Origin of the sequence: Geobacter metallireducens GS-15 (genome assembly GCF_000012925.1) — a bacterium.
Lineage (GTDB): Bacteria > Desulfobacterota > Desulfuromonadia > Geobacterales > Geobacteraceae > Geobacter > Geobacter metallireducens.
In genome coordinates, this window is sequence record NC_007517.1 from 1,565,515 (window position 1) to 1,590,354 (window position 24,840).

The 24,840-nt window shown below is 50.1% G+C and carries 26 protein-coding genes and 3 tRNA genes; all 29 read left to right on the forward strand.

The window, feature by feature from the left end:
- The gene (locus tag GMET_RS07035) at window positions 1-1,377 is read left to right on the forward strand and encodes a sigma-54-dependent transcriptional regulator (protein WP_004513111.1); all 1,377 of its coding nucleotides are present in this window, start codon (window positions 1-3) and stop codon (window positions 1,375-1,377) included.
- 117 nt (window positions 1,378-1,494) lie between these two features.
- Complete coding sequence (locus tag GMET_RS07040) at window positions 1,495-2,748, forward strand: ISL3-like element ISGme6 family transposase (RefSeq protein ID WP_004514804.1); 1,254 nt, start codon at window positions 1,495-1,497, stop codon at window positions 2,746-2,748.
- 226 nt (window positions 2,749-2,974) lie between these two features.
- On the forward strand, window positions 2,975-3,184 hold the full coding sequence (locus GMET_RS19160; protein ID WP_004511668.1) for a type IV pilin protein: 210 nt from the start codon (window positions 2,975-2,977) through the stop codon (window positions 3,182-3,184).
- 52 nt (window positions 3,185-3,236) lie between these two features.
- Window positions 3,237-3,578: a hypothetical protein gene (locus GMET_RS18295; protein WP_004511667.1), complete on the forward strand. Its 342-nt coding sequence runs from the start codon at window positions 3,237-3,239 to the stop codon at window positions 3,576-3,578.
- Between the two features lie 85 nt (window positions 3,579-3,663).
- A complete protein-coding gene (locus tag GMET_RS07055) occupies window positions 3,664-4,482 on the forward strand; it encodes a hypothetical protein (RefSeq protein WP_004511666.1) in 819 nt (272 codons plus the stop codon).
- Window positions 4,479-5,348 carry a hypothetical protein gene (locus tag GMET_RS07060; protein ID WP_004511665.1) on the forward strand — a complete coding sequence of 290 codons (870 nt, stop codon included), beginning with the start codon at window positions 4,479-4,481 and terminating at the stop codon, window positions 5,346-5,348. Before GMET_RS07055 ends, GMET_RS07060 begins: the two co-directional genes overlap by 4 nt.
- Entirely contained in the window at window positions 5,341-6,231 is an 891-nt protein-coding gene (locus GMET_RS07065) for an ABC transporter ATP-binding protein (protein ID WP_004511664.1), read from the forward strand. The genes GMET_RS07060 and GMET_RS07065 overlap by 8 nt, the downstream gene beginning before the upstream one ends.
- Complete coding sequence (locus GMET_RS07070) at window positions 6,218-7,933, forward strand: tetratricopeptide repeat protein (protein ID WP_004511663.1); 1,716 nt, start codon at window positions 6,218-6,220, stop codon at window positions 7,931-7,933. The genes GMET_RS07065 and GMET_RS07070 overlap by 14 nt, the downstream gene beginning before the upstream one ends.
- A gap of 1 nt (window position 7,934) precedes the next feature.
- Window positions 7,935-8,777 (forward strand): decaprenyl-phosphate phosphoribosyltransferase, encoded by an 843-nt coding sequence (locus tag GMET_RS07075; RefSeq protein ID WP_004511662.1) that lies wholly within the window; start codon window positions 7,935-7,937, stop codon window positions 8,775-8,777.
- Window positions 8,767-9,597 (forward strand): ABC transporter permease, encoded by an 831-nt coding sequence (locus tag GMET_RS07080; protein ID WP_004511661.1) that lies wholly within the window; start codon window positions 8,767-8,769, stop codon window positions 9,595-9,597. The genes GMET_RS07075 and GMET_RS07080 overlap by 11 nt, the downstream gene beginning before the upstream one ends.
- On the forward strand, window positions 9,587-10,288 hold the full coding sequence (locus GMET_RS07085; protein ID WP_004511660.1) for an ABC transporter ATP-binding protein: 702 nt from the start codon (window positions 9,587-9,589) through the stop codon (window positions 10,286-10,288). Before GMET_RS07080 ends, GMET_RS07085 begins: the two co-directional genes overlap by 11 nt.
- A 55-nt stretch (window positions 10,289-10,343) precedes the next feature.
- Window positions 10,344-11,333, forward strand: coding sequence for a glycosyltransferase family 4 protein (locus GMET_RS07090; protein WP_238378988.1), 990 nt, complete (start codon window positions 10,344-10,346; stop codon window positions 11,331-11,333).
- Entirely contained in the window at window positions 11,330-12,604 is a 1,275-nt protein-coding gene (locus GMET_RS18300) for a hypothetical protein (protein ID WP_004511658.1), read from the forward strand. Before GMET_RS07090 ends, GMET_RS18300 begins: the two co-directional genes overlap by 4 nt.
- A gap of 21 nt (window positions 12,605-12,625) precedes the next feature.
- The gene (locus GMET_RS07100) at window positions 12,626-13,729 is read left to right on the forward strand and encodes a glycosyltransferase family 9 protein (protein ID WP_004511657.1); all 1,104 of its coding nucleotides are present in this window, start codon (window positions 12,626-12,628) and stop codon (window positions 13,727-13,729) included.
- Between the two features lie 44 nt (window positions 13,730-13,773).
- A tRNA-Val gene (locus tag GMET_RS07105) sits at window positions 13,774-13,848 on the forward strand.
- Between the two features lie 73 nt (window positions 13,849-13,921).
- Window positions 13,922-15,832: a threonine--tRNA ligase gene (gene thrS, locus GMET_RS07110; RefSeq protein WP_004511656.1), complete on the forward strand. Its 1,911-nt coding sequence runs from the start codon at window positions 13,922-13,924 to the stop codon at window positions 15,830-15,832.
- Between the two features lie 11 nt (window positions 15,833-15,843).
- Window positions 15,844-16,362 (forward strand): translation initiation factor IF-3, encoded by a 519-nt coding sequence (infC, locus tag GMET_RS07115; protein ID WP_011365824.1) that lies wholly within the window; start codon window positions 15,844-15,846, stop codon window positions 16,360-16,362.
- Between the two features lie 33 nt (window positions 16,363-16,395).
- Window positions 16,396-16,593, forward strand: coding sequence for a 50S ribosomal protein L35 (rpmI, locus tag GMET_RS07120; protein WP_004511654.1), 198 nt, complete (start codon window positions 16,396-16,398; stop codon window positions 16,591-16,593).
- Between the two features lie 152 nt (window positions 16,594-16,745).
- On the forward strand, window positions 16,746-17,099 hold the full coding sequence (gene rplT / locus GMET_RS07125; protein WP_004511653.1) for a 50S ribosomal protein L20: 354 nt from the start codon (window positions 16,746-16,748) through the stop codon (window positions 17,097-17,099).
- 75 nt (window positions 17,100-17,174) lie between these two features.
- The gene (pheS, locus tag GMET_RS07130) at window positions 17,175-18,191 is read left to right on the forward strand and encodes a phenylalanine--tRNA ligase subunit alpha (RefSeq protein WP_004511652.1); all 1,017 of its coding nucleotides are present in this window, start codon (window positions 17,175-17,177) and stop codon (window positions 18,189-18,191) included.
- 70 nt (window positions 18,192-18,261) lie between these two features.
- On the forward strand, window positions 18,262-20,667 hold the full coding sequence (gene pheT, locus GMET_RS07135; RefSeq protein WP_004511651.1) for a phenylalanine--tRNA ligase subunit beta: 2,406 nt from the start codon (window positions 18,262-18,264) through the stop codon (window positions 20,665-20,667).
- Between the two features lie 94 nt (window positions 20,668-20,761).
- Window positions 20,762-21,037: an integration host factor subunit alpha gene (locus tag GMET_RS07140; protein ID WP_004511650.1), complete on the forward strand. Its 276-nt coding sequence runs from the start codon at window positions 20,762-20,764 to the stop codon at window positions 21,035-21,037.
- A gap of 22 nt (window positions 21,038-21,059) precedes the next feature.
- Window positions 21,060-21,410, forward strand: coding sequence for a MerR family transcriptional regulator (locus GMET_RS07145; protein WP_004511649.1), 351 nt, complete (start codon window positions 21,060-21,062; stop codon window positions 21,408-21,410).
- 13 nt (window positions 21,411-21,423) lie between these two features.
- A tRNA-Pro gene (locus tag GMET_RS07150) sits at window positions 21,424-21,500 on the forward strand.
- Between the two features lie 77 nt (window positions 21,501-21,577).
- Window positions 21,578-22,336, forward strand: a complete 759-nt coding sequence (gene surE / locus GMET_RS07155; protein ID WP_004511648.1) for a 5'/3'-nucleotidase SurE — start codon at window positions 21,578-21,580, stop codon at window positions 22,334-22,336.
- Between the two features lie 115 nt (window positions 22,337-22,451).
- A complete protein-coding gene (locus tag GMET_RS07160; protein WP_004511647.1) occupies window positions 22,452-23,102 on the forward strand; it encodes a protein-L-isoaspartate(D-aspartate) O-methyltransferase in 651 nt (216 codons plus the stop codon).
- A gap of 34 nt (window positions 23,103-23,136) precedes the next feature.
- Window positions 23,137-24,117 carry a sigma-70 family RNA polymerase sigma factor gene (locus GMET_RS07165; RefSeq protein WP_004511646.1) on the forward strand — a complete coding sequence of 327 codons (981 nt, stop codon included), beginning with the start codon at window positions 23,137-23,139 and terminating at the stop codon, window positions 24,115-24,117.
- Window positions 24,118-24,146: 29 nt separating this feature from the next.
- Window positions 24,147-24,662 (forward strand): adenine phosphoribosyltransferase, encoded by a 516-nt coding sequence (locus GMET_RS07170; protein ID WP_004511645.1) that lies wholly within the window; start codon window positions 24,147-24,149, stop codon window positions 24,660-24,662.
- An 84-nt stretch (window positions 24,663-24,746) separates the two neighbouring features.
- Window positions 24,747-24,823 (forward strand) — tRNA-Arg (locus GMET_RS07175).
- Window positions 24,824-24,840 lie beyond the last annotated feature (17 nt).

Below are 24,840 nucleotides of genomic sequence, written 5' to 3' on the forward strand. Positions count from 1 at the left end.
ATGGAAATACGAATACTGGTTGTCGATGACGAGTTGAGCATGCGGGAATTCCTCGCCATTCTCCTCAAACGCGAGGGGTACGCGGTGGATCAGGCCGATTGCGCGGAAAAGGCCCTGGAGTTCCTTGACTCAATTACCTACGATCTGGTCATTTCCGATGTGAAAATGCCCGGTCTGGACGGCATTGCCCTGCTGGGGCGGATCAAGGAAAACTCTCCCGACACCGCGGTCCTCATGATGACCGCCTTCTCCACCGCCGAGCAGGCCGTGGAGGCCATGAAGCTGGGGGCCTACGACTACATCGCCAAGCCCTTCAAGGTGGAGGAGGTGAAGGTCCTCGTCCGTAACGCCCTTGAGAAGCGGGACCTGAAGCGGGAAAACCAGCGTCTGCGCCAGGAGGTCCAGGAGCGGTACGGCTTCAGCGGCTTGATCGGCAAGAGCAAGAAGATGCGGGAACTCTACTCCCTCATCGAGCGGGTGGCCCCCAGCATCGCCAACGTCCTGATTCTGGGTGAGAGTGGCACCGGCAAGGAACTGGTGGCACGGGCCATCCACTACAACAGCCCCCGCAAGGACAAGGCCTTCGTGGCGGTGAACTGCGGCGCCATTCCCGAAACACTCATGGAGAGCGAACTCTTCGGCCACAAGAAGGGCTCCTTCACCGGCGCCATCAACGACCGGGCCGGCCTCTTCGAGCAGGCCGGCGGCGGCACCCTCTTCCTCGACGAGATCGGCGAAGTGCCGCTCCAACTTCAGGCAAAGCTCCTGCGGGTCCTCCAGGAAAAGGAGTTCAGGCGGGTAGGGGGAGTAGCCGACCAGAAGGCCGACGTGCGGATCGTTGCCGCCTCCAACCGCAACCTGGAAGAGCAGGTGCGGGAAGGCTCCTTCCGGGAAGACCTCTTCTACCGGCTGAACGTGGTCCAGCTCCAGATGCCTCCCCTGCGGGAGCGGACAGAAGACATCCCCCTGCTGGTGGAGCATTTTTACCGCAAGTACGTTCAGTCCAACCGCAACGGAGAGATTATCACCCCTGGCGCCCTGAAGATTCTCATGTCATATCCGTTTCCGGGAAATGTGCGCGAACTGGAGAACCTGGTGGAACGGTGCATGGTTCTTGGCGGGGGGACCATTTCCGAGGAGAGCCTTCCGCCCCAGGTCCGGGGGAGCCAGAAGTCCGCGACGGCCCCGGTCGGTGATTTCGAGATTCCTTCCGAAGGGATGGACCTGGAAGGGTACCTGGACGGCATCGAGAAGAGGATCCTCCTCCAGGCCCTGGAGCGGTGCGGCGGGGTCAAGAAGAAAGCAGCCGAGCTTCTGGGGCTCACGTTCCGGTCATTCCGCTACCGTCTGGCCAAGTTCGGGATGGATGAGGAATGATTTTTGCCTCGTCCGCAGAATCTGTGGGTAGTTGGCTGAAAAAATAAGGGCATTGCCCCTCCGTGAAGGATAAGATTGTTTTTGCGAGAAACGATCAAGTCCGACACGGGAGAAGCAATGCTTATCAAGACTGTACTGAACAAGTTCGAGCGTTTCAAGTCCTTCATTTACGGAGATTGCCGACTGGCGAAAGTCGGCGGCTCAGAAGCACTGGTCATTGACATCAAGGCTCGTCGCAACAGCAAGCCCGAATGCCCGGAATGTGGCAAGCGAGGCAAGACATACGACACGCAACCGGCCCGACTGTTCGAGTATGTGCCGATCTGGGCGTTCAAGGTCTTCTTTCGCTACGCTCCCCGTCGGGTTCTGTGCCCAATCCATGGGGTAAAGGTTGAATCCCTCCCCTGGGGGTATGGCAAAGAGCAAATGACGATCTCGTACCAGGTCTATCTTGCCCGGTGGGCTCGGCGACTCTCCTGGAAGGAAGTTGCCGAAATCTTTAAGACCAGTTGGGACAGCATCTTTCGGGCGGTGCAGTATGCTGTCGATTACGGCCTGGCAAACAGAAACCTTGATGGCGTTACGGAAATCGGTGTTGATGAAATTGCCGTCTTCAAGGGCCATCAGTATCTTACGATGGTCTATCAGCTCAATGCCGGCGTCAGGCGTCTTCTCTGGTGTGGTCCGCAACGTCGGATAAGAACGCTACTGCGCTTCTTTCGGGAATTCGGCAAAGAACGCAGCGCCAAGCTCAAGTATGTCTGCAGCGACATGTGGGCACCGTATCTCAAGGTTATCGCCAAGCGGGCACCCAATGCCGTGAACATCCTCGACCGCTTCCACATCATGCGGAAGTTTAACGAAGCGATTGACGAGGTTCGGCGCACCGAAGCCAAGGAGTTCAAGGCCGCCAAGCAGGAGAACGTCCTGGAAAAGGGCCGTTGGTTGCTGCTGAAACGGCCGGAAAATCTGTCCGAGAAGCAGACGTCACGATTGGGAGATTTGCTCAAGCTCAACCTCTCATCAATCAAGGCATATCTGCTGCGCGAGGACTTTCAGCAGTTCTGGGACTACCAGCGGTCTGACTTTGCTGGCAAGTTCCTCGACGACTGGGTCATCAGGACAATGCAAACTGACCTGGAACCGATGAAGAAGGTTGCCAGGATGTTACGCAACCACAAACCGATGATTCTCAACTGGTTCAAGGCAAAAGGCCGACTTTCCAGCGGCGCGGTAGAGGGTCTGAACCTCAAAGCAAAACTGACTATCAGAAAAGCGTACGGTTTCCGAACCATCAAGTGCCTGCAAGTGGCGCTATATCACACACTTGGCGACTTGCCAGAACCCCTGTGTCACCACAGATTCTGCTAAAGAGCCTGATTTAGGAGAGTGACAAATTTTGTCATGGCTGAGTGACCAAAGATGTGAAGTTTTTTTTTGTGTGAGTAAGCAGGTTGAAATTATTGGTGTTTTGGTGTATGAATGATTGGCCTGGCTTTTGCTAAATGAGAAGCAACGTTTAAGGACTAAGCGGATAATTGGCCAAGTATCCTGATTCCAAGACGCACCAGAAGCACACACAGGAAAGGAGATGCACATGCTACAGAAACTTAGGAACAAGAAAGGCTTCACCCTCATCGAGCTGCTGATCGTTGTGGCGATTATCGGCATCCTGGCAGCGATTGCGATTCCGCAGTTTGCGGCCTATCGTCAGAAGGCATTCAACTCTGCTGCCGAGTCTGACTTGAAAAACACCAAGACTAATCTTGAATCTTATTATTCTGAACACCAATTTTATCCGAATTAATGCAAGAAGTTTCTGTTGTCTCTGATAACCGCTCAGACGAAAGGAGTTATTTATGAAGAAAAAGATATTTCTTACAGGCCTTTGCTTTCTGTCTATTGGTAGCGTGGCGTTTGCTGCTTCAAAAGATGTGACTGGTTCTGGCGAGATTGGTGGGTCTAATAGTACCCCTAAGTTGGCTATCCAGACATCGAACCAGGTAACCCTTACTTATGACGGTGGCACGGGCCATACCTATGGTATTGCCACGCTTCATGCAAAGGGCACTCGAAAGTACGCATCTACTTCCAATGATACAAAAATTTATTACAATGATAACACCGCTACTGCTGCTCCCTCTGCACCTGTCGGAACGGCAACTATCGGCGGCTCCACTAACTGGAAAAATGCACTTTAAGTGCACGCTGTTCATGCTTGATACGCAAAACGAGGTGCTTATGCACCTCGTTTTGCGTTTGTTGCCAAGGATTTGTGTGGGGTGAATGATGTTGGTGCCGTCACATTTTTTTGTTAGTTTTCTCGGCGTGGCATGGGTCGGATTTTTCCGGGATAAAATTCTGTATGCCCTGTTCGGGGTGGCTCTGTTTCTTTTGTTGCTTGCGCCGACCCTCAGTTTCTTTTCCATGAGGCAAGTTCAGGAACTAAGCATCACGTTATCACTTTCTGCCATATCCATTTCCCTCCTTCTGCTGGCGGTTTTTCTCGGTGCAACTTCTATTTGGCGTGACATAGAAAGGCGCTATACGAGTTCTGTGCTCGGTTTGCCTGTGGCACGCTCCACGTATGTTCTCGGCAAATTCGCAGGTATCGCCATGTTTTTGCTGGTGGGTACTCTTGTTCTTGGGGCAGTGGCATTGTTGGTCATTCCCATCGCTTCGCTTCAATATCCATCATCCGTCCCCATCCCTTGGTTTAATATCGTTGCGGCAATCCTTGCCGATGGTTTCAAGGCGGTGTTGATTGCAGCGGTGGCTCTGCTTTTTTCCTCGTTGAGCACGTCTTTTTTTCTTCCCATATTCGGCACATTGTCGGTGTGTCTTGCTGGTAGCGCTTCTCAAGAGGTTATTGAATTTGTCCGTGGTGACTATGGCAAACAATTGGCTCCAGTCTCTCGTCTGGCCATTGAAGCAATATATTATCTTCTTCCAAACCTTAGTGCCTTTGATTTGAAGGTGCAGGCAATTTACGGCCTCCCCATTGATTTGTCCTCATTGCTTTTGACCTTCGCCTATTTTCTTGTTTACGTGGCAGTTGTGCTCTTTTTGGCAGTTTGCAGCTTCAACCGTCGGGAGTTGCTATGAAGCGTGTGCTGCTGGCTCTTGTGCTGGCCGCTGCATTTTTTGTGGTAAATTTCTCCCTTGACCGACAGATGGCTAATCGGCCGGTGGTGGTCAAACTGGGCTATTCCCCCAGTGGGCAAGTGCTGAAGCTTGTCGCCGGGGATTTGAAACCGCTTGTGGCAGAATTTAATGTGCTCAGAGTGGTGATCTACTTCGGTTCATTGGTAGAAAAATGGAAAAGTCGTATTCAACTTCCCCCTGAATATCCCAATATGTTTCGCACAATCGAAACCGCTGTTCGTCTCGACCCTTACAATATGGATGCTTATTATTTCGCACAAGCTGCTTTTACCTGGCAGGTGGGCCATGCCTCCGATGTCAATTATTTACTTGACTATGGCATGAAGTATCGCACCAGGGATTGGCAACTGCCGTATTTTGCCGGATTTAATGCAGCTTATTTCTTGCATGAGTATGATTCTGCCGCTACCTATATGCAGCGGGCAGCCAGGCTTTCAGGTCACGATCTGTTGACTAATTTGACTGCGCGCTATTTTTACGAATCGGGCCGCGAAGATTTGGGAATTGCATTCCTGCGCGATATGATCGCACGAACTACCGACAAAAAAGAGCGAACTATTTACGAATTAAGGTTGAAAGCACTTATCGCTGTACAGAAACTGAACAGCGCGGTTCGACGCTATCGGGCTGAGCACGGTGCATTGCCGGAGAACTTGCAGGCTCTTGTTAAAATCGGCTATCTCCTCAGGATTCCCGATGATCCCTATGGTGGTGAGTTCTTTCTGGACAAACGTGGCATGGTCCGTACCAGCAGTCAGATGGCTATGGCCCGTTCAACGGGCAAAAGTGGTGGGGAAAATGACTGATAACATTGAAATTGACATTGCCAATTTAGGTAAAACCTATCGTGGCAAGAAACACACTATCGTGCAAGCCTTGAAGGGGTTGAATATTGCAATCCGTAAAGGTGAGGTGTTCGGCTTTCTCGGCCCTAACGGGGCAGGGAAAAGCACCACTATCAAGATACTGACGGGGCAGATCAAAGGGTCTGAAGGTAGCGCGACTATTCAGGGGGTGCCTGTTGAAGATCCGACCAGCCGTAAGAAGCTGGGATACCTGCCTGAAAATCCCTCGTTCTATGATTTTTTGACCGCCAGGGAATATTTGCGATTGGTTGGGAATGCCTATGGGATGTCTCCTAATGCCATCTCTTGTTCAACAGGAGAGGTTCTTGCAAAACTGGAACTTGAGCATGCCGCCGATCGACCCATTCGTGGTTACAGCAAAGGGATGGTGCAGCGGCTTGGCTTGGCTCAGGCAATGCTTGCCGACCCAGAGTTACTGATTCTTGACGAGCCGATGAGCGGCCTCGACCCACTTGGTCGGGCACTGGTTAAAGATTTGATTAAAGAACTGAAACAGGCTGGGAAAACCATTTTTTTCAGCACACACATCACTGCCGATGTTGAGATAGTTTGCGACCGGGTTGGAATTTTAGTGGGTGGTGAACTAAAGGCACTGGACAGGGTGGAAAGTATTCTAGACCAGGGTATTGATGGGTATCGTTTGTCATTTGCCGCAGCAGAGGAAAGGACCATTGAGCAATTAGTTGCTGTTGATGAGCTCAAGGCAACACTGGAACACATTCTTGCGCAAGGAGGGCGAATTGAGCGAATCGAACCATTGCGTCGAGACCTGGAGCGTTATTTCCTTGATGTGGTAAAAGGCACAAACCATGAACATTCGTAAATCTTTTCAGGTAATGCTGCTTTGGATGATAGTGCTGGGCATCTTTTATCCGGCTATATTTGCCGGGTTAAATTCGGTGGATGACCAGAAGATGCTTTATGCCTTGGGAGAATTGCCGAATAGAGCTTTACTGGACTGGTTCCGACCTGGACAAAGTTTTTATTATCGACCGTTGTTGTCGTTCACTTTTCGTCTCGATTATCTGCTTTGGGGGCAGGAAGTCAGTTTCTATCATCTGGAAAACATTTTAATTCATGGTGCCAGCGCCACCTTGATTTTTTTCATCCTCCGGCAACTTGTTTCTCTCCAAATTCCGCAACAAAAGGACACCGAATGGCCCCTGATTGGGGCATTGCTGTTTGCGCTGCATCCGATAGTAACTGAATCGGTTAACTGGATATCTGGACGAACCGATTTGCTCGGTACTTTTTTTGTCTTGTCTGCCACTTTAGTTTTATTGCAGTCCGCTTTGCGTCGTCGGTTGATATTGGTAATTGCCGCAGCTATTTTGTTGTTTTGTGCCATCTTTTCCAAAGAAGTTATGGTGTTTTCTATCCCTGCAGCCGCATTTTTGCTTTGGCGATGGAGTGTTGACGCGCCGACTTCTTGGCGGATTAAATCACTTACAGTACTTCTTATGCCGTTTTTTTTCGGAGGTTCGGCTTTCATCGCGCTTCGCTGGTTGTTTTATGGTGCGAGTGCGGACTTGGATCGTCTAATTTTCAAATATTATTACAGTGCCTACGACACGGTACGAGTCTTTTTCAAGGTGTTGGGGTTCTATGGGAAAAAGATTGTTGCACCGTTACCGCTCAATTTTGCAATTATGCAGGTTAGTGATCACTATGTCTGGCTGGGAATTGTGATTTTTATTTTAGCTGTTTTGCTGTTTTTTCTACGCCGGTCCGCCACCGACTTGATTCTGGTGGGGTGGTATTTGATCTTGCCCGGCATTCTCATCGCATTGATTGGCTTGGCCTGGACGCCGTTGGCTGAACGCTATGTTTATCTCCCGAGTGCTTTTGTTGTCATGGGGATAGCTCTTTATGGCTCAAGCGTTCCATCGCAGCGATTACAAAAAATAATGTTAATTGGTTTGTCGCTGTTTTTATTGCCAATCAGTATGGCAACAGTAAATCGTAATTTTATATGGCAAGATAATACCAAGTTATATGCAGATAGTCTGAGTAAGTCCCCTGAATTTGCTGCGATGAGCAATGAATTGGGTATTGCTTTAATTGATGAAGGCAAGCTTGCTCAGGCAACCCAAATTTTGCAAAAAGGGAAACAACTAAAAACAGCATCGGTGCTCCTTTATATCAATCAGGCTCGTATTTTTATGGCCCAGGGGGACCTGGCCGGTGCTAGGTCTGAAATGATGAAGGTTTGTTTCGATAAAAATGCTGCCGACACGGAGGCTCTAAAAATGTTGGCAACAATTGATGAACAACGTTTGCATAATGGTGGGCAAAGCGAAAGCATTATGCTCGAATTGCTAGATACTTACCAAGTATTAATAACAAAAACAAAAAACCCTTACCTTGAGTACCGAGTTGGTCAAATATTTTTGTCTACGGGTAAACATCAAGACGCTGCTGATTATTTTAGCAGGGCTTATGTACATGCACCTAAAAATGCTTATTACCGAGAAGCTGCTGGAAAGTTGGTTCGTAAATTGAAGAACAGTGATAAGGAGGGCTGATTTGCTCGCTTTTCTCCAGCTTGCACGTCCTCATCAGTGGTTGAAAAATATTATTCTCTTCTTTCCGCCATTTCTAGGAGGGGTTCTGCTTCTGCCTGGAGAATGGCAAAAGGGTGTTGCCCCCTTTGTGGCTTTTTCCCTCACCTCAAGTGCTACCTATGTATTCAATGATCTACGCGATCGAGATAATGACCGAGTTCACCCACGCAAAAAACATCGTCCATTGGCAGCTGGATTGATCTCAATCCCTGCCGCTATTTGTTTTGCGCTGGTGATGTTGATTGGCTCATTCGCCATCGGTTATACGGTTTCATTTGTTTTTTGTGGATGGTTGCTTGCGTATTTGGGGGTATCCTTCGCGTATTCTCTCGTTTTAAAGGATCAGCCGGTCTTCGATATTTTCTGCATCGCCTCGGGATTTGTTTTTCGGGTTTTTGCCGGAGGCGCGGCCTTTGGCGTCAAGGTGTCTGATTGGCTCTTTCTAAGCGTACTACTGCTGGCCGTCTTCCTGAGTTGCGGCAAACGTCTGAGTGAAAAGAAACTGCTTGGCTCTGCTTCTTGTGACCATCGCAAAGTGTTGGAGACGTACCCCGCCGGAGCGTTAGAGGGGTTTATGTATATCTCAGGCGCGGCGGTGCTGGTCACTTACACTCTCTATGCCATTACCCAACACCGCTTGATATATACTGTTCCACTTTGCTGTTTTGGCTTATTTCGCTACCTTCTTATCGTTGAGCGAGGGCAAAGTGGTGATCCAACCGATATGCTGATGAAAGATCCGGTGCTTTTTTTGACAGGTTTAACGTGGACCTTGTTTGTAGGTTGGGGAATTTATGGGTTCTAATACTTTTTCGCCAAGTGCATTGCAGGTCGTACTGAGTCGTATAAGCTACTTTCGGCGAATATGGGAATTTAGGGATCTTTTCTTGGTTTTTGTGTGGCGCGAATTTTCTGTGCGTTACAAACATACACTGATTGGTGCGGCTTGGGCTGTAATTCAACCATTGTCAATGATGCTGCTGTTTACTTTTGTCTTTAGCTTTGTGTTAAAAATGAAAGTTTCCAACTACCCCTATGCGGTTTTCTTTTATTCAGGCCTTCTCCCCTGGATGTTTTTCGATTCTGCCATAAAGTACTCTGTCCCAAGTTTTACGGCCCATTATGGGCTGATTACTAAAATCTATTTCCCTCGTGAAATTATTCCTTTTTCTTGCATATCTGTGGCAGTAGTCGACTTTTTGATATCATTTGTTGTTTATCTGTTTTTGTTGTTGTTTTTTGACATTCCGTTGACGGTAAATATTTTTTATCTGTTACCGTTGCTGTTTTGTATGATTTTGTTTATTGCTTCGGCTTCACTGATTCTCGCCTGTTTAAATGTCTTTTACCGCGACGTACGACTTGCTATCAATTTCATCATGCAACTCTGGTTTTTTGCAACACCGGTGTTTTACAGCACAACACAAATTAAAGGAACGTTGAAATACGTTCTGTACCTTAATCCCATGACTTTTTTTATTGAAGGCTTTCGAAGTTGTACTCTGTACGGTCAGCCCGTAGATCTTGGTACTTTGACTCTTTTTACAGTTTTGACTTTTACCGCGTTGTTGATAACTTTAAAGCTTTTTGTTCGGGTTGAGAGGTTATTTGCTGATGTCCTCTGATGCCTTGTTGATATTTTCTGATGTTTGGAAAAAATACTCTCGTGCAGAAGCATTCCATCGTTCAATCCGCGAAGACCTAAGCTGTTTTCTCCGGTCTGATCTTAATCTTCGAAATAAGGACGAATTCTGGGCATTAAAAGGGGCGAATTTTTCATTGCATCCAGGGGAATGTGTCGGCTTGACCGGCCCTAACGGAGCAGGGAAAAGTACAATTTTGAAACTTGTTGCGCGTGTAACGTCTCCGAGTTCCGGAGATATTCGACAAACGGCGAAAGTTGCACCTCTGATTGAGGTTGGGGCGGGTTTTCATCCTGATTTGACCGGTAGACAAAATATCTATATGAACGGGACAATTATAGGGCTGTCTCTTTCTGATATTCGCAAACAGATGACAAGCATTATCGATTTTTCTGAATTGGCTGAATTCATTGATACGCCTGTAAAAAAATACTCTTCTGGAATGTATCTAAAGCTTGCAGTTGCTATCGCATTCCATAGTCCGGCAAAAATTCTATTAGTTGACGAGATCCTTTCGGTGGCGGATGAGTTGTTCCGGAATAAATGTCTGGAGAGGATTAGACGTTTCTGTGAAGCTGGCGGGGGAGTTGTGCTCGTTTCGCATGATCAAAGGATACTCAATTCAGTAACTGACCGGACGATCAGGCTGGTTAGTGGCGAAATTGTGTCATAAACCATTGCATATCTTATTTTTTCGTCATAGCCTTCTTGGGCGCGGTGGGGACAAGATGGTCGTTTGCCAGGCGAATGCCCTTGCTCGGCGCGGCCATCAAGTAACTATCCGTACCGCAACTTTAGCCACTCCCTTTTCTTTGGATGATCGGATTGAAATTAACCTTACGGGGAGCAGTTCAGTTGCTGCTACCTTGATGGATTTGTTTAAGGGGAGGTTTAGCTTCGACCTGTTGATCGTTGATATAATTCCCCTGGCAGTATTGGCTGGGATTCGCTTTGGCCGAACAAAGGTAATATATTACGTTCAAGATTGGGATGTTAGTTATTATCGTTCGCTTGCTTTTCGTTCGTTGATTCGCTTGCTGTATTTCGTTGAGAGATCTTTTTTGCGGATTCCGGTCATTGTGGTTTCAGAGCACTTGCTCGGTAAGATTGGTCGTACTGGAATAGGTGCCACTTATGTTGTAGAAAACGGCATTGATTTAACTCTCTTCAATAGTAAAGGTCGTCTTCACCCTGCGTTCGCTCCTGGTCATATCCCGACATTTCTGCTGTTCATCAGAAATGATTGGCGCAAAGGTTCTGATTTAGCTTTGAAAGTTGTGAAAAAGCTGGCGGATAGATACCCGCATGCTTTTGGAGTGGTTGCTGTTGGGAATCGACCAGCCATTAGGCCTTCGCAGATCGATTGGATTGACAAGGGTTTTATGGACGAGCGACAGATTGCGGACCTGATGAAACAGTGCGATCTTTTTCTCTATCCGTCCCGACATGAGGGGTTTGGCCTTATGGCTTTAGAAGCTTTTGCTTGTGGTTGTCTGGTGGTGACAACCACGGCAGTAGGCTTTGCTCACGATATTGAAAATTCCCTGGTTGCCGAAGTAGATGATGAACAGGGACTTTATTCCCGCCTCTGTTGTTTGTTGGAAAAGCAAATTGAAATTGCACCGTTGGTAAAAAAAGCCGAAGAATTTGCTTCTGAGCACCCGCTGGAACTGTGTATGGACAGGTTCTGTTCAGTGATTGAAGAACTGAATCAATGAATTACGAGAACTTCGCACAGTTATTAGAAGACCGTTACAGCGACTTTTGCCAACGTTGGCCATTGTCGAGCTTTGTGCTGGACCATTACCTTCGCGCGAATTTGTTGCAACGGCCTGCCATTATCAACCAGCACAGGAATTATTTACAGCAAACCATCCGTTACGGGAAAATAGTTGATTTACTGTCGCGTGGTTTTCCTAAAATCATCAAGAATTCAGATGACAAGCCCTCCGTTTTGCTTGCAGCACCGTTAATTTTTAGTTTTCCGTGGTTGGCAAAAGAGGTTAGGGACCACAATTCTTCAAAACTCTTTACTCTGAATTTTTTTGGACTTGCAAAATACTATCGGCAACTTAGGCGTATGGGTTATTCCTATGCGTCCTTATTTGACCCATTGTTTAAAGTTGAGTGGAGCAAGGCTCTAGGTCAAGGTATGAAAACTTTGACCGAAACAGACCGTATGTTGAGTTGGTCTGGCTGGGATAACCTTGAGTTATTGACGGAGCAAACAGTTTCCGGATTAACTACACGGTTATCGCGACTTAATTGTGTTTCAGTTGTTATGTTGCGAGATTTTTTTTGGTATGAGGCGGCTTTGATCCTTGCCTGTAAAAGAGCTGCTATTCCCTGCCATGTAGTTGCCCATGGTTATCCACATTGCGACCCTGAAAATAGTGAATGTTTTGGTTATCTGCCTTTTCGCGGGGATACGCTGTATTGCATGAGCGAAGAATCCTATCACCAGCTTTCACCTTGGGTTGAAGACAAGCATTGCTACTCAGTAAGGTTGTTTTCCAATACACAGAAAGTTAATGGTGAGGGAATTTTATTTATTTCATCTTCAGTGGAAGAAGTTGGTCTTTTAGATGATAAGTATCGGTTAGCTGTTTATAAAGGTTTACAGGCGGCTGCGAACAAACTCAACTGTCGCGTTACAGTCCGATTTCGCGATGACGAGCAACTTGACAAAAAAATCAAGCAAGCTGAATCTTTCAATTTCAGATGGACTGTCAAGAATAATATCTCATTGGACGAAGACTTGAAAAATAACAGATATGTTTTTGGCTTTGGTTCAACAGCACTTTTTTTAAGTCATATGCTTGGGCATCCTACGTATAATGTGAGCAGCTATGGATCGATTGATGGTGTTGAAAATATAGTTCCAGAAAAGATCCCTGATGTTGTTTCTCATGTGCCTGTGTCTTTAGGATTTGTAGACAATAGAACAACTTTTGCCGATATTTTCTGGAAATCCCTTCTCCATGGATGAACTCTGGTCACTAAGACTTTTATGAACCTTCGACTGATTAAAGCTGCGGATGCCATTCTCGGACGGGTAGCGACAGTCTTGCTTCCGGCGCCGGTTGTTGGTTGCTATGGGACTTCAATCCGATCGGTCCTTTTTATTCGTCCCGGTGGGATTGGAGATGCTGTGCTCCTGATCCCAGCGATTCTTTCCTTCAGGAACAAGTATCCTAAAGCACGGATAACGGTTCTTGCTGAGAAGAGAAATGGTGCGGTTTTTACTCTATGTTCAGTTATCGATGAGATTTTGCTCTACGACAATAATGGCGAACTGTTTATGGCACTTCGCGGCAGCTACGATGCGGTAATAGATACCGAGCAGTGGCATCGGTTGTCGGCCGTAGTGGCGCGTATGACTTGGGCGCAGATTTTGATAGGTTTCGGCACAAATGTGCGTTCTCGTCTTTTTACGCATCAGCTTGACTATGAGCAGAGTGATTACGAAGAGACTAGTTTTTTGCGTCTTTTGACCTCGCTTGGAATTGCCGTAACGCAAACCTCTGTGCCGTTTCTGACGGTTCCTACTCCTGCGGCGTCTGTTGCTGAGGTGCTTCTTGGTGAACTTGCTGACAGAACCTTTGTTGTGATTTTTCCTGGAGCCAGTATTCCGGAACGTCGGTGGGGGGCGGATAAGTTTCGGCAGGTTGCGAAACGGTTATCAGCCAAAGGTGTCAGTGGGGTAGTTGTCGGGGGGGAGGATGACAGGGGGGAGGGGGAGCGCATTGTCGCTGATACCGGATGGCTGAATCTGATGGGGGAGACGTCGTTACAGGAAACTACGGCAATCATCGAAAGAAGCTCCCTCCTCGTCAGCGGCGATTCCGGCATCCTCCACATCGCCGTAGGCCTCGGCATTCCCACGGTCTCCCTCTTTGGTCCGGGGAGGGAAAAGAAATGGGCGCCCCGTGGCGACAATCATATTGTCATCAACAAGCATCTCCCCTGTTCTCCTTGCACCACCTTCGGCTATACGCCAAAATGTCCCATTAACGCTCGCTGCATGGCGGAAATATCCGTTGACGAGGTTGAGCAAGCGGTATTGACGCTTCTGGACCGGAAAAATTTTGACAAGCACCAACAAAAACCTTGACTTCTCCTGGAGTAGTTGGTATCTAGAGAATCCGTTTTGCTTGTAGGCGCGTAGCTCAGGGGGAGAGCGCTACCTTGACACGGTAGAGGTCGGCGGTTCGAGACCGCCCGCGCCTACCATTCAAAGAACTCGCAGCTAGGGCTGTGGAAGGGGCATCGAAGTTCGATGCCTCTTCGTGTTAAGGGGGCAGCGATGGGTGACATCAAGGTTGCACTGCCGGATGGTTCGGAAAGGGTTCTTGCCGAGGGGGCAACGGTGCGCGATCTGGCCGCCTCTATCGGCGCTGGGCTTGCAAAGGCCGCCATTGCCGGCAAAATCAACGGTGTTGCCGTCGATCTGACGGCGCCTCTTGTGGATGGCGTCAAGGTCGAGATCATAACCGAGAAGTCCCCTGAGGCCCTGGAGATTATCCGCCACTCCACCTCCCACCTCATGGCCCAGGCGGTCAAGGAGCTTTTCCCGCAGGCGAAGGTCACCATCGGACCCGCTGTCGAGAATGGTTTTTATTACGACTTTGATGTCGATCATGCCTTTACTCCCGAAGACCTTGAAAAAATAGAGACCCGAATGAGGGAGCTCGCCAAGTCTGACCTTAAGCTGGAGCGTCAGGTTCTCTCTAAGGATGAGGCTATCAAGCTCTTCCGGGATATGGGGGAGAACTACAAGGTCGAGTTGATTGAGGCCATTGGCGATAATACTGTATCTCTCTATCGTCAGGGGGATTTCGTCGATCTTTGTCGCGGCCCCCATCTCCCATCAACGGCCAACTGTCGTGCTTTCAAGCTTACTTCTCTTGCAGGCGCCTACTGGCGCGGCGACGAGAAGAATAAAATGCTCCAGCGGGTCTACGGAACCGCCTTTGCCGACAAGAAGGAACTCGATGCATATCTGGAGAGGATCGAAGAGGCCAAGCGCCGCGACCATCGCAAGCTGGGCAGGGAGCTCGATCTTTTCTCGTTTTCCGATGAGGTTGGGGCGGGGTTTGTAATCTGGCATCCTAACGGAGCCATGCTGCGGACCATTCTTGAAGATTTCGAGCGCAAGGAGCACCTGAAGCGCGGTTACGACATCGTTGTGGGGCCACAGATACTTAAGACTGATCTTTGGCAGCGTTCAGGCCACTACGATAACTACCGCGAAAACATGTATTTCACCGAAGTGGAGGAGCAGAGCTTCGGCATCAAGCCGATGAACTGTCTCAGTCACATGATGATATACAAGTCGCATCTGCGCAGTTATCGGGATCTGCCGCTCCGCTTCTTTGAACTCGGCACCGTGCACCGCCATGAGCGGGCCGGCGTCCTCCACGGGCTTCTGCGTGTTCGTTGCTTTACTCAGGACGATGCCCATATCCTCTGTACCCCGGAACAGCTCGATGACGAGATCAAGGGTGTCATTTCCTTTGTCAACGATGTCATGGGTATTTTCGGGTTCGAGTTCGAGATGGAACTCTCCACCCGGCCAGAAAAGTCCATCGGTTCCGATGAGGATTGGGAGCGGGCTACCAATGCGCTTCTCGGGGCGCTGAAGGATTCCGGACGTCCCTACGAGATTAATGAGGGGGACGGTGCATTTTATGGGCCGAAGATCGATATCAAACTGCGCGATTCTCTTGACAGAAGGTGGCAGTGTGCTACAATCCAGTGCGATTTTACGCTTCCTGAGCGGTTTGATTTAACCTATGTCGACGCAGATGGTGAAAGGAAGCGCCCTGTGATGGTTCACCGGGTGATTCTTGGTTCCATCGAGCGCTTCATAGGTGTTCTTATTGAACATTTTGCTGGTAATTTCCCCGTGTGGCTCTCGCCGGTTCAGGCAATCGTGATGACCGTCACGGACAATCAGCAGTCCTATGCCGCCCAGGTTTTCGAGGCGCTTCGCTCGAGCGGGATTCGGGTGCGGAAGGACTTCCGCAACGAAAAACTCGGGTTCAAGATCCGCGAAGCGCAGCTCCAGAAGATTCCGTACATGCTCGTCATTGGCGACAAGGAAGTGGAGTCCGGGACGGTGACTCCGCGGTTCCGTGATGGTTCGAACCTCGCGGCCATGAAGCCCGAGGAGTTTGTTGTGTTCATTAACGAAGACGTCAAGCGCTTCAAATAGGAGGTGGCGCCATAGCCAAGCCGACCGTAAATGTAAACCAAGCTATCAGAGCCCGTGAGATACGGGTTGTTGGAGCCAATAGCGAGCAGCTTGGTATTATGCCATTAAATGAGGCTCTCGCACTTGCGGAGAGTCAGCAGCTTGATCTTGTCGAGGTTTCTCCCACGGCCGTTCCTCCTGTCTGCCGGATCATGGACTATGGTAAGTTCAAGTATCAGCAGAGCAAGAAGCTGCAGGAAGCCAAGAAGAAGCAATCACACGTCGTGGTTAAGGAAGTAAAGCTTCGCCCCAAGACCGATGAGCATGATCTCCAGTTCAAGATCAAACACGTGCGTCGCTTCATCGAAGAGGGGAACAAGGCAAAGGTGACTCTCGTATTTCGTGGCCGTGAAATTACGCATATGGAATTCGGGGTTCGCGCCCTTGAGCGGGTTGCCAGTGAGATTGAAGATATCGCTGTCATCGAGATGAAGCCGAAGATGGAAGGGCGGAGTATGTTCATGATAGTCGCCCCCAAAGTAAAAAAATAGATTTTGTTACACTTATAGAAAAGGAGAAAAGTAATGCCCAAGATCAAGACAAACCGTGGCGCAGCCAAGCGTTTCAGGAAGACTGCCAGCGGTAAAATCAAGAGAAATAGCGCTTTTACCAGCCATATTCTTACGTCGAAGACCCGCAAGCGCAAGCGTCAGCTCCGTTCGAGCTCCATCGTTGCTGCTGTCGATCAGAAGAATATCGCCAGATTGATCCCCTATAAGTAAAAACTGGGCCAGGAGCCATGGCTGATATCGGGCCGGAGTTATTCGTTGGTTCGTGTAGCTGTCTCCTGTATCCGTTTTTATAAGTCCGTGAACCGTGAGGAAGCGCCTCCCCTTGCGGATCCGGCAAAATTCATCAGTAAAAGGAGTAGGTAATGCCAAGGGTAAAAAGAGGTTTCAAAGCGAGACGCAGAAGAAACAAGGTGCTCAAACTCGCCAAGGGATACCGGGGCGCACGGAGCAAGTTGTTCCGGAGCGCGACCGAGGCCGTGGATCGCGCACTTAACTACGCTTTTAGGGACCGCAAAGTCAAGAAGCGTGATTTCCGTGCTCTCTGGATCACCCGGATCAACGCGGCTTCCCGTCTCAATGGGCTTTCGTACAGCAAGCTCATCCATGGGCTGAAAAAAGCGAGCGTCGAGATTGACCGCAAGGTGCTTGCGGATCTGGCCGTGTCGGATCCCCAAGGCTTCTCCGAGATCGCTTCTGTCGCCAAAACACAGATTTAGTGGAAATTTCAGCCGGATAAAAAAAGAAATGGGATGCTCAGCGTTCCATTTCTTTTTTTGTAAAGGGTTCCCGTTATGAAAGAACAACTCGACGGACTTCTTCAGTCCGCCCTTAAAGAGATTGATGGGGCTGGGAGCGAAGAGGCTCTCCAGGAGCTGCGGATAAAATATCTTGGCAAGAAGGGCGCCTTGACAGCCGTCATGAAGGGACTTGGTGCTCTCTCCGCCGAAGAGCGGCCTGTGGTGGGACAATTGGCCAATACGGTTAAAGACCAACTCGAGGCACACCTTGATGAGACTCTTGCCCAGGTACGCGACGCCAGCAAGCGCGAGCGGCTTCAGCGCGAGCGTCTTGATGTCACGCTGCCAGGTCGAAGGCTCCCCCATGGCACGAAACACCCCATTACGCTGGTCATCGAGGAGATATCGGAGATTTTTGCCGGTCTCGGTTTCCGGGTGGCCGAGGGGCCTGAGGTTGAACTCGATTTCTATAATTTTGAAGCCCTCAACTTCCCCAAGGACCACCCCGCCAGGGATATGCAGGACACGTTCTTCGTGGATGATTCCATCCTGCTGAGAACCCATACGTCGCCGGTTCAGGTGCGAACTATGCTCAAACATGCTCCGCCGGTGAGGATCATTTCTCCGGGGACGGTTTATCGCTGCGACTCCGATGCGACCCATTCCCCCATGTTCCACCAGATCGAGGGATTGATGGTCGATACTGGCGTGACCTTCGGTGATCTCAAGGGGATTCTGACTAACTTCGTGAATCAGTATTTCGGCAAGGGAATAGGGGTCCGTTTGCGGCCGAGCTTTTTCCCCTTCACGGAGCCCAGCGCCGAGGTCGACATTGCCTGCGTTATGTGCAAGGGGAAAGGCTGTCGCGTCTGCAAAGAGAGCGGATGGCTGGAGATTCTCGGCGCCGGCATGATCGATCCCGAGGTGTACCGTCATGTGGGGTATGACCCGGAAACCATTTCCGGTTTCGCTTTCGGCATGGGGGTTGAGCGGGTCGCCATGCTCAAGTACGGCATCGGTGATCTGCGTCTTTTCTTTGATAACGATGTCCGTTTCCTGCAGCAATTCTGAAATTACAGTGCATCGGGATTATTCGTTCCAGGTAGAGCAATACTGATTATGTCCCGGATAGGGTGAGAATATGATCGTTACGTACAACTGGCTCAAGGAATTCGTTGATTTCGACCTTTCGCCGCAGGAGCTTTCGGATCTTCTGACCATGCTTGGTCTCGAAGTGGAAGGAGTTCGCCATGTTGGGGGCGGACTTGATGAGGTCGTCGTTGCCGTTGTGGAGGAGAGGTCCCAGCATCCCAACGCGGATAAACTTTCCCTCTGCAGGGTGAACAACGGTAAAGAGACGCTTGCCATCGTGTGTGGCGCCCAGAACTTCAAGGCCGGAGATAAAGTTGCCCTGGCCCAGATAGGTGCAGTTCTGCCGGGCGATTTCAAAATCAAGCGTTCCAAGATCAGGGGCGAGGAGTCCTGCGGGATGCTTTGCTCCGAGAAGGAACTTGGTCTGGCCGCTGAGTCCGAGGGGATCATCATTCTTCCGACAGACCTTCCCCTTGGCGTTCCGGTATTTGATGCCCTTGGCCTCAAAGATACCATATTCGAGATTGGACTAACGCCTAACAGAGCTGATTGTCTGAGCGTTGTGGGTATTGCTCGTGAGATTGCCGCGAAGCTCGGCACCACCGTCAAGTATGCCCGTCCCTCGGTGAAGGAATCTGTCGTCCCTATCAGTGAGCGCGCTCAGGTGATTGTGGAAGACTCCGATCTGTGCCCGCGCTATACGGCCCGTTACATTGCCGGCTGCTCCATCGGGCCGTCACCGGCGTGGCTTGTAAGGCGCCTTGAGGCAGTGGGAATGCGTTCCATCAATAATGTGGTGGATGTCACCAACTATGTCCTCATGGAGTACGGCCATCCCCTCCACGCGTTCGATGCCGATCTCCTTGCCGGCGGTAAGATTGTTGTGCGTCGTGCCGCAGCAGGGGAGCGCTTCACCACCCTTGACGGCCAGGAGCGTGTTCTGACGGAGTCCGACCTGACGATTCGGGACGGCGAGAAAGGGGTTGCCCTGGCCGGGATCATGGGGGGAGAGAACTCGGAGATTCGTCAGGAGACCTCCAACATCCTTCTGGAGAGCGCTTATTTCAATCCGTCTGCGATCCGTAGAACCTCGAAGCGTCTCGGTCTCCACACAGAGTCATCCCACCGTTTCGAGCGCGGTGCTGATGTCGACATCCTTGTTACGGCCCTTGACCGTGCCGCCTCGTTGATTGCTGAGCTTGCGGGGGGGAGAGTTGCCACGGGGACCATTGATGTCTATCCCCGTCCTTTGCCCCGCCGCACCGTCAGGTTTCGCGTCGACCAGTGCAACAGGTTGCTGGGCATTCAGTTAACTGCCGATGAGATGGCAGCTATCTTTAATCGCCTTGAGTTTAAAGTTAACGTGGTTGAACCGGAGCTCTTTGACATCGACGTTCCCTCCTGCCGGGTCGATATCGAGCGGGAGATCGATCTTGTTGAGGAGGTGGCACGGCTTAACGGCTATAACAACATTCCGGTCACCATGCCCAAGGCCCGGGTCTTTTCCGACCGTCCCACACGCCACCAGCGCCTCGAAAAACAGCTGAGGAATGTCATGGTGGGGCAAGGCTTCAGCGAGGTGATCACCTTTAGCTTCATGGCTCCCGGGATACTTGACAAGCTTCTCTTGGCCCATGACGACCCCAGGCGCTCCGTTGTGCGGTTGCGCAACCCCCTTGTGGAAGAGCAGTCGGTGATGCGCACGACGCTTCTTCCCGGACTTCTCGATGTAGCTGCAAGAAACATCAATTATCGCATGCTCACGCTTCGGCTCTTTGAGTTGCGGCGCGTCTATCTGCCGGCCGAGGGGCAGGAGTTGCCCCGGGAGCCCCTCCACCTTGCAGGAATCATGACCGGCGTTCGCTATCGTGAGGGGTGGAATCAGGAGCGGCATCAGGTTGATTTCTATGACGTAAAGGGTGTTATCGAACATATCCTTGACGAGTTTGCCATCGGATCTGTTGTGTTTGTCCAGGATCGTCTCGATCCTTATTTTCACCCGGGCAAGGCATGCTCGATCCTCTGTGGCAACGAACTGCTCGGCTCGTTTGGTGAGCTCCATCCCGATATTCATGACAATTTCGGCATTGATCAGTCCGTCTACTATCTTGACCTCGATTTTGAGAAGCTCGCTATGGTGAGTTCGGACAACGTTGCCATTAAGCCGCCCTCCCGGTTCCCTGATACGTTCCGCGACATTGCCATGCTTATCAAAGATGAAACTCCGGCATCGACGATCGTGGAGTGCATCAGTGGACTGAGAATACGTGAGGTGGAATGCGCCGAGATATTTGACCACTATAAGGGATCTCATGTTCCTGAGGGATTCAAGAGCATTGCGGTTAGAATCAGGTACCGTTCCCATGAAAGAACACTTGTCGACAACGAGGTTACACCGCTGCATCAACGTATTGTCGATACTCTGGTTAAAAAGTTAGCGGTCACGATACGTTAAAAACAGGTTGATTATCTGGAACTGCTGTGTTATAAATCCTGTCGCCTTCGGTGGACGCGATATATTTGATAACGTATTGATTTTGAGGGAGTATATGACCAAGGCAGATATTGTCGAGCAGATCTACGAGAAGGTGGGTTTTTCAAAAAAAGAATCCGCTGAACTTGTTGAGCGGGTCTTTGGTCTGATCAAAGAAACCCTTGAAAATGGTGAAAAGATAAAGATCGCCGGTTTCGGTAACTTTGTCGTGAAGGAAAAAGCTGACCGGCGTGGCCGCAATCCCCAGACAGGCGATGAGATTATCATTTCCGCCCGCAGGATTCTCACGTTCAAGCCCAGTCAGGTTCTCAAGTCCTCGATCAATTCCTGAGAGGTTCTTCCCAGGAGGGAAGGTGGAAGCGAAGCTTCCTGATAAACAGTATTTTAGGATCGGTGAGGTTGCGCGATTGACAGCGCTCAAGACCTCAGTGCTCCGGTTCTGGGAGACTGAGTTCAAGGATTTGAGCCCGCCCAAGAGCAGAACCGGTCAACGTCTTTACAGTAGGCAGGATATTGGGCTCCTCTTGGAGATAAAGCGCCTGCTCTATGTTGAGAAACTTACCATAGAAGGTGCTCGCAAGAAGCTGAAGACAACATCAAGAAGTGGCGAAACAATACTGACTGAATCAAATGATGTACATAGGCTGTTAAGTTTAGTGAAGGAAGTGCGGGACGAGTTGGAAACAATTCGCCTTATGTTGTAGTAGTAACAGATATCGGGGCGTAGCGCAGCCTGGTAGCGCACCAGACTGGGGGTCTGGTGGTCGCTGGTTCGAATCCAGTCGCCCCGACCATTTTCACCGTAGACGGTTTCGGACTCCGAAACCGTCTTTTTTTTTTCGGCTTTCCGGGTGAACATTTTGAGGAAACTATGAAAATTCTTGTTACGAATGACGACGGAGTTCGCGCTCCGGGGATACGGTCGCTTGCAGAGGCATTGCGGAACATCGGTGATGTGGTTGTTGTTGCGCCCGACCGCGAACGGAGTGCCGTTGGGCACGCCTTGACACTGCACCATCCTTTACGGGCCTCTGAGATACGCCCTGCGGTTTTTGCCGTGGATGGAACCCCTACAGATTGCGTTAACCTCGGCATCCATACGCTCCTCGGTTCAAGACCCGATATAGTCGTATCGGGGGTCAACTGCGGTGGCAACATGGGAGATGATATCACCTATTCGGGGACGGTTTCCGCTGCCATGGAAGCAACGCTCATGGGGATCCCCGCGCTGGCGGTCTCGCTCGCCACCTCTGGCCGCGGGGATAACTATGCGGTTGCCTCCGCTTTCGCTGCCAGGCTTGTTCGGATTGTGTCCGAAAGGGGGCTCCCCCCGGATACCCTGTTAAATGTCAATGTGCCAGACCTCCCCCTGGAAAAGCTCGGAGGAGCTGTTGTGACCATTCAAGGGAAAAGGGACTACGAGGGGAAAATTGTTACAAAAACTGATCCCCGCGGTCGCAACTATTATTGGATCGGGAATGGTTCATTGCAGTTCCGCGATCTGGAGGGTACCGATTATTACGCTGTGAAGCGCGGTTTGGTCTCGATAACGCCACTGCACCTCGACCTCACCAATTATGCTTCCCTCACCACGCTGAAAACATGGGATTTTGCAGAAATGACTTTGTGAGGGATTGAGGCAATATGTCAACCGACGTTGCGCCCGGATGAGCCCTTGTCCTAACGCTGGACAGGACTGAGGTGGTCTGTTATAGTCTGCATTTCAGCTAAAACAGGGGATTTGGATGAATTTTGACATCGCACGAAAACGGATGGTTGAAACGCAAATTATCTCTCGCGGCGTGAAAGACCGGCGCCTTATAGAGGCGATGCTAAAGGTCCCCCGTCACGTTTTTGTCGAAGAGGCGATGGCAGCCCAAGCTTACAGCGACACCCCGCTTCCAATCGGGGAGAAGCAAACCATCTCGCAGCCTTACATGGTTGCTCTCATGACCGAATTGCTTGAGCTTTCGGGCCGGGAGAAGGTGCTAGAGATCGGCACTGGCTCAGGGTATCAAGCGGCAATACTTGCAACCCTCGCAGATCGCGTTTACACCGTTGAGCGGATCCGGCCCTTGGCACTCAAGGCTCGTAGGGCACTTGACCGTCTCGGCCTCCTGAATGTGAACATAAAAATTTCTGATGGGACCATCGGTTGGGAGGAAGAAGCCCCCTTTGACGCCATCATCGTTACGGCTGGAGCGCCGGATGTCCCGGATAAACTGGCTGAACAGCTTGCTGTTGGTGGAAGGCTTGTTATTCCTGTAGGGAATCAGTTCGATCAGGTTCTTGTCAGGATTACCAAGCAGGAAGATGGTTCTCTCATCAGAGAAAATGTAACAGGATGCAGATTCGTTAAACTGGTGGGCAAATACGGATGGGGTACTGAAGAGTAAGCGGCTAAATCTGCTTTGCTGAACGGGGAAGAACATGGATGATTTTCTCGAAAAGGAAGCCGTTGAACCTGAAGAACATGCCGAGCGGCAACCTGACGATTTTCTGGAGCCGGAACCGACTTCTTTTGAATATGAGGAAGCGGAGGAAGAGGAAGAACAGGAGGAAGAGATAAAAGTCGTCGAGGTGGAACACTTTGACGACGCGATCAAGCTTTACCTCCGGGAGATACAGAGAACAACCCTTCTTACGGCCGATGAAGAAAAGGTTCTTGCCAGCCGGATTGCAAAGGGCGACAAAGCCGCCCGCGATAAGATGATAGAGTCCAATCTGCGTCTCGTGGTCAAGATAGCCAAGCGGTATATCAATCGCGGGCTCCCGTTCCTTGATCTCATCGAAGAGGGGAACATGGGGCTCATCAAGGCAGTCGAGCGCTTCAAACTGTCCAAAGAGTGTCGTTTTTCCACCTATGCCACCTGGTGGATACGCCAGTCCATTGAGCGGGCACTGGTGAATCAGTCGCGTACCATAAGGCTTCCGGTACACGTCTCCGATGACATCAACAAGATGCTCAAAATCACCCGCGAGTTAGTCAATCGGTTCAACCGTGAACCGACGGTCAAAGAAGTGGCAACCGAGATGAATGTCAACTCGGCATACATTCGGCGACTCATGGTTCTACTCAAAAAAACCTATTCTATTGAACGGCCCATGGGAGAGAACAGCGATTATTTCCTTATCGACACCATTGAGGATACCTCGTCGGTTTCACCGGCGGTGCTGCTTGAAGATCTGAACAAGTATGAGATTGTCTCCAAATGGTTTGCGTCGCTCTCAGAGAACGAGCAGAAGATTCTTACCCTGCGTTTCGGGCTTGAAGACAAGGAACCTCAGACCCTTGACACGATCGGGCGGAGCTTTGGGGTTACCCGTGAGCGAATTCGCCAGATAGAGGCGAAATCTCTCGAAAAGCTCAGAAAATACATCGATAACAGTGATGGAAGTGCAATCGAGTGATTGATTTTGAATTCTGTGGAGGGTAGGGAATGGATGAACTCAAAAATATAATACGTGACATACCCGATTTCCCCAAAAAAGGGATTGTCTTTAAGGATATCACGACGCTTCTCGCAGATGCGAAGTCGTTTCAGCGTATGGTTGATCTGCTGGCGCACCGCTACGTGGGGGAGAAGATAGACAAGGTGGTGGGGGTTGAGGCCCGGGGGTTCATCCTGGGTGCAGCCCTTGCGTACAAGCTTGGGGCTGGAGTGGTTCTTGTGCGCAAACCGGGGAAACTTCCTTCCGAAACCTTCAGTAAAACATATCAGCTTGAATATGGCACTGACTCCCTGGAAATTCATACTGACGCCATCCGAAAGGGAGAGAAAGTGCTCATTGCCGACGACGTTCTTGCTACTGGAGGGACTATGTCCGCTGTTGTTGAGATGGTCAGGGACCTTGGCGGTGAAATTGTAGAATGCTGCTTTTTGGCAGAACTCGATTTTCTTGGTGGAAGAAAGAAACTGCCGGACGGGAAGGTCTTTTCACTCCTTACGTTTTGAACGACTAGCTGCGGCTTGAATCCCGTGTGATCATAGGGAAAAGGGTTGCAAAGCGAAGTGCGGTGGGCTATAAACAAGCTTCTTGTCCCCGTAGCTCAGCTGGATAGAGCACTTCCCTCCTAAGGAAGGGGTCGGACGTTCGAATCGTCTCGGGGACGCCACTTCAATAAGTAGCTGT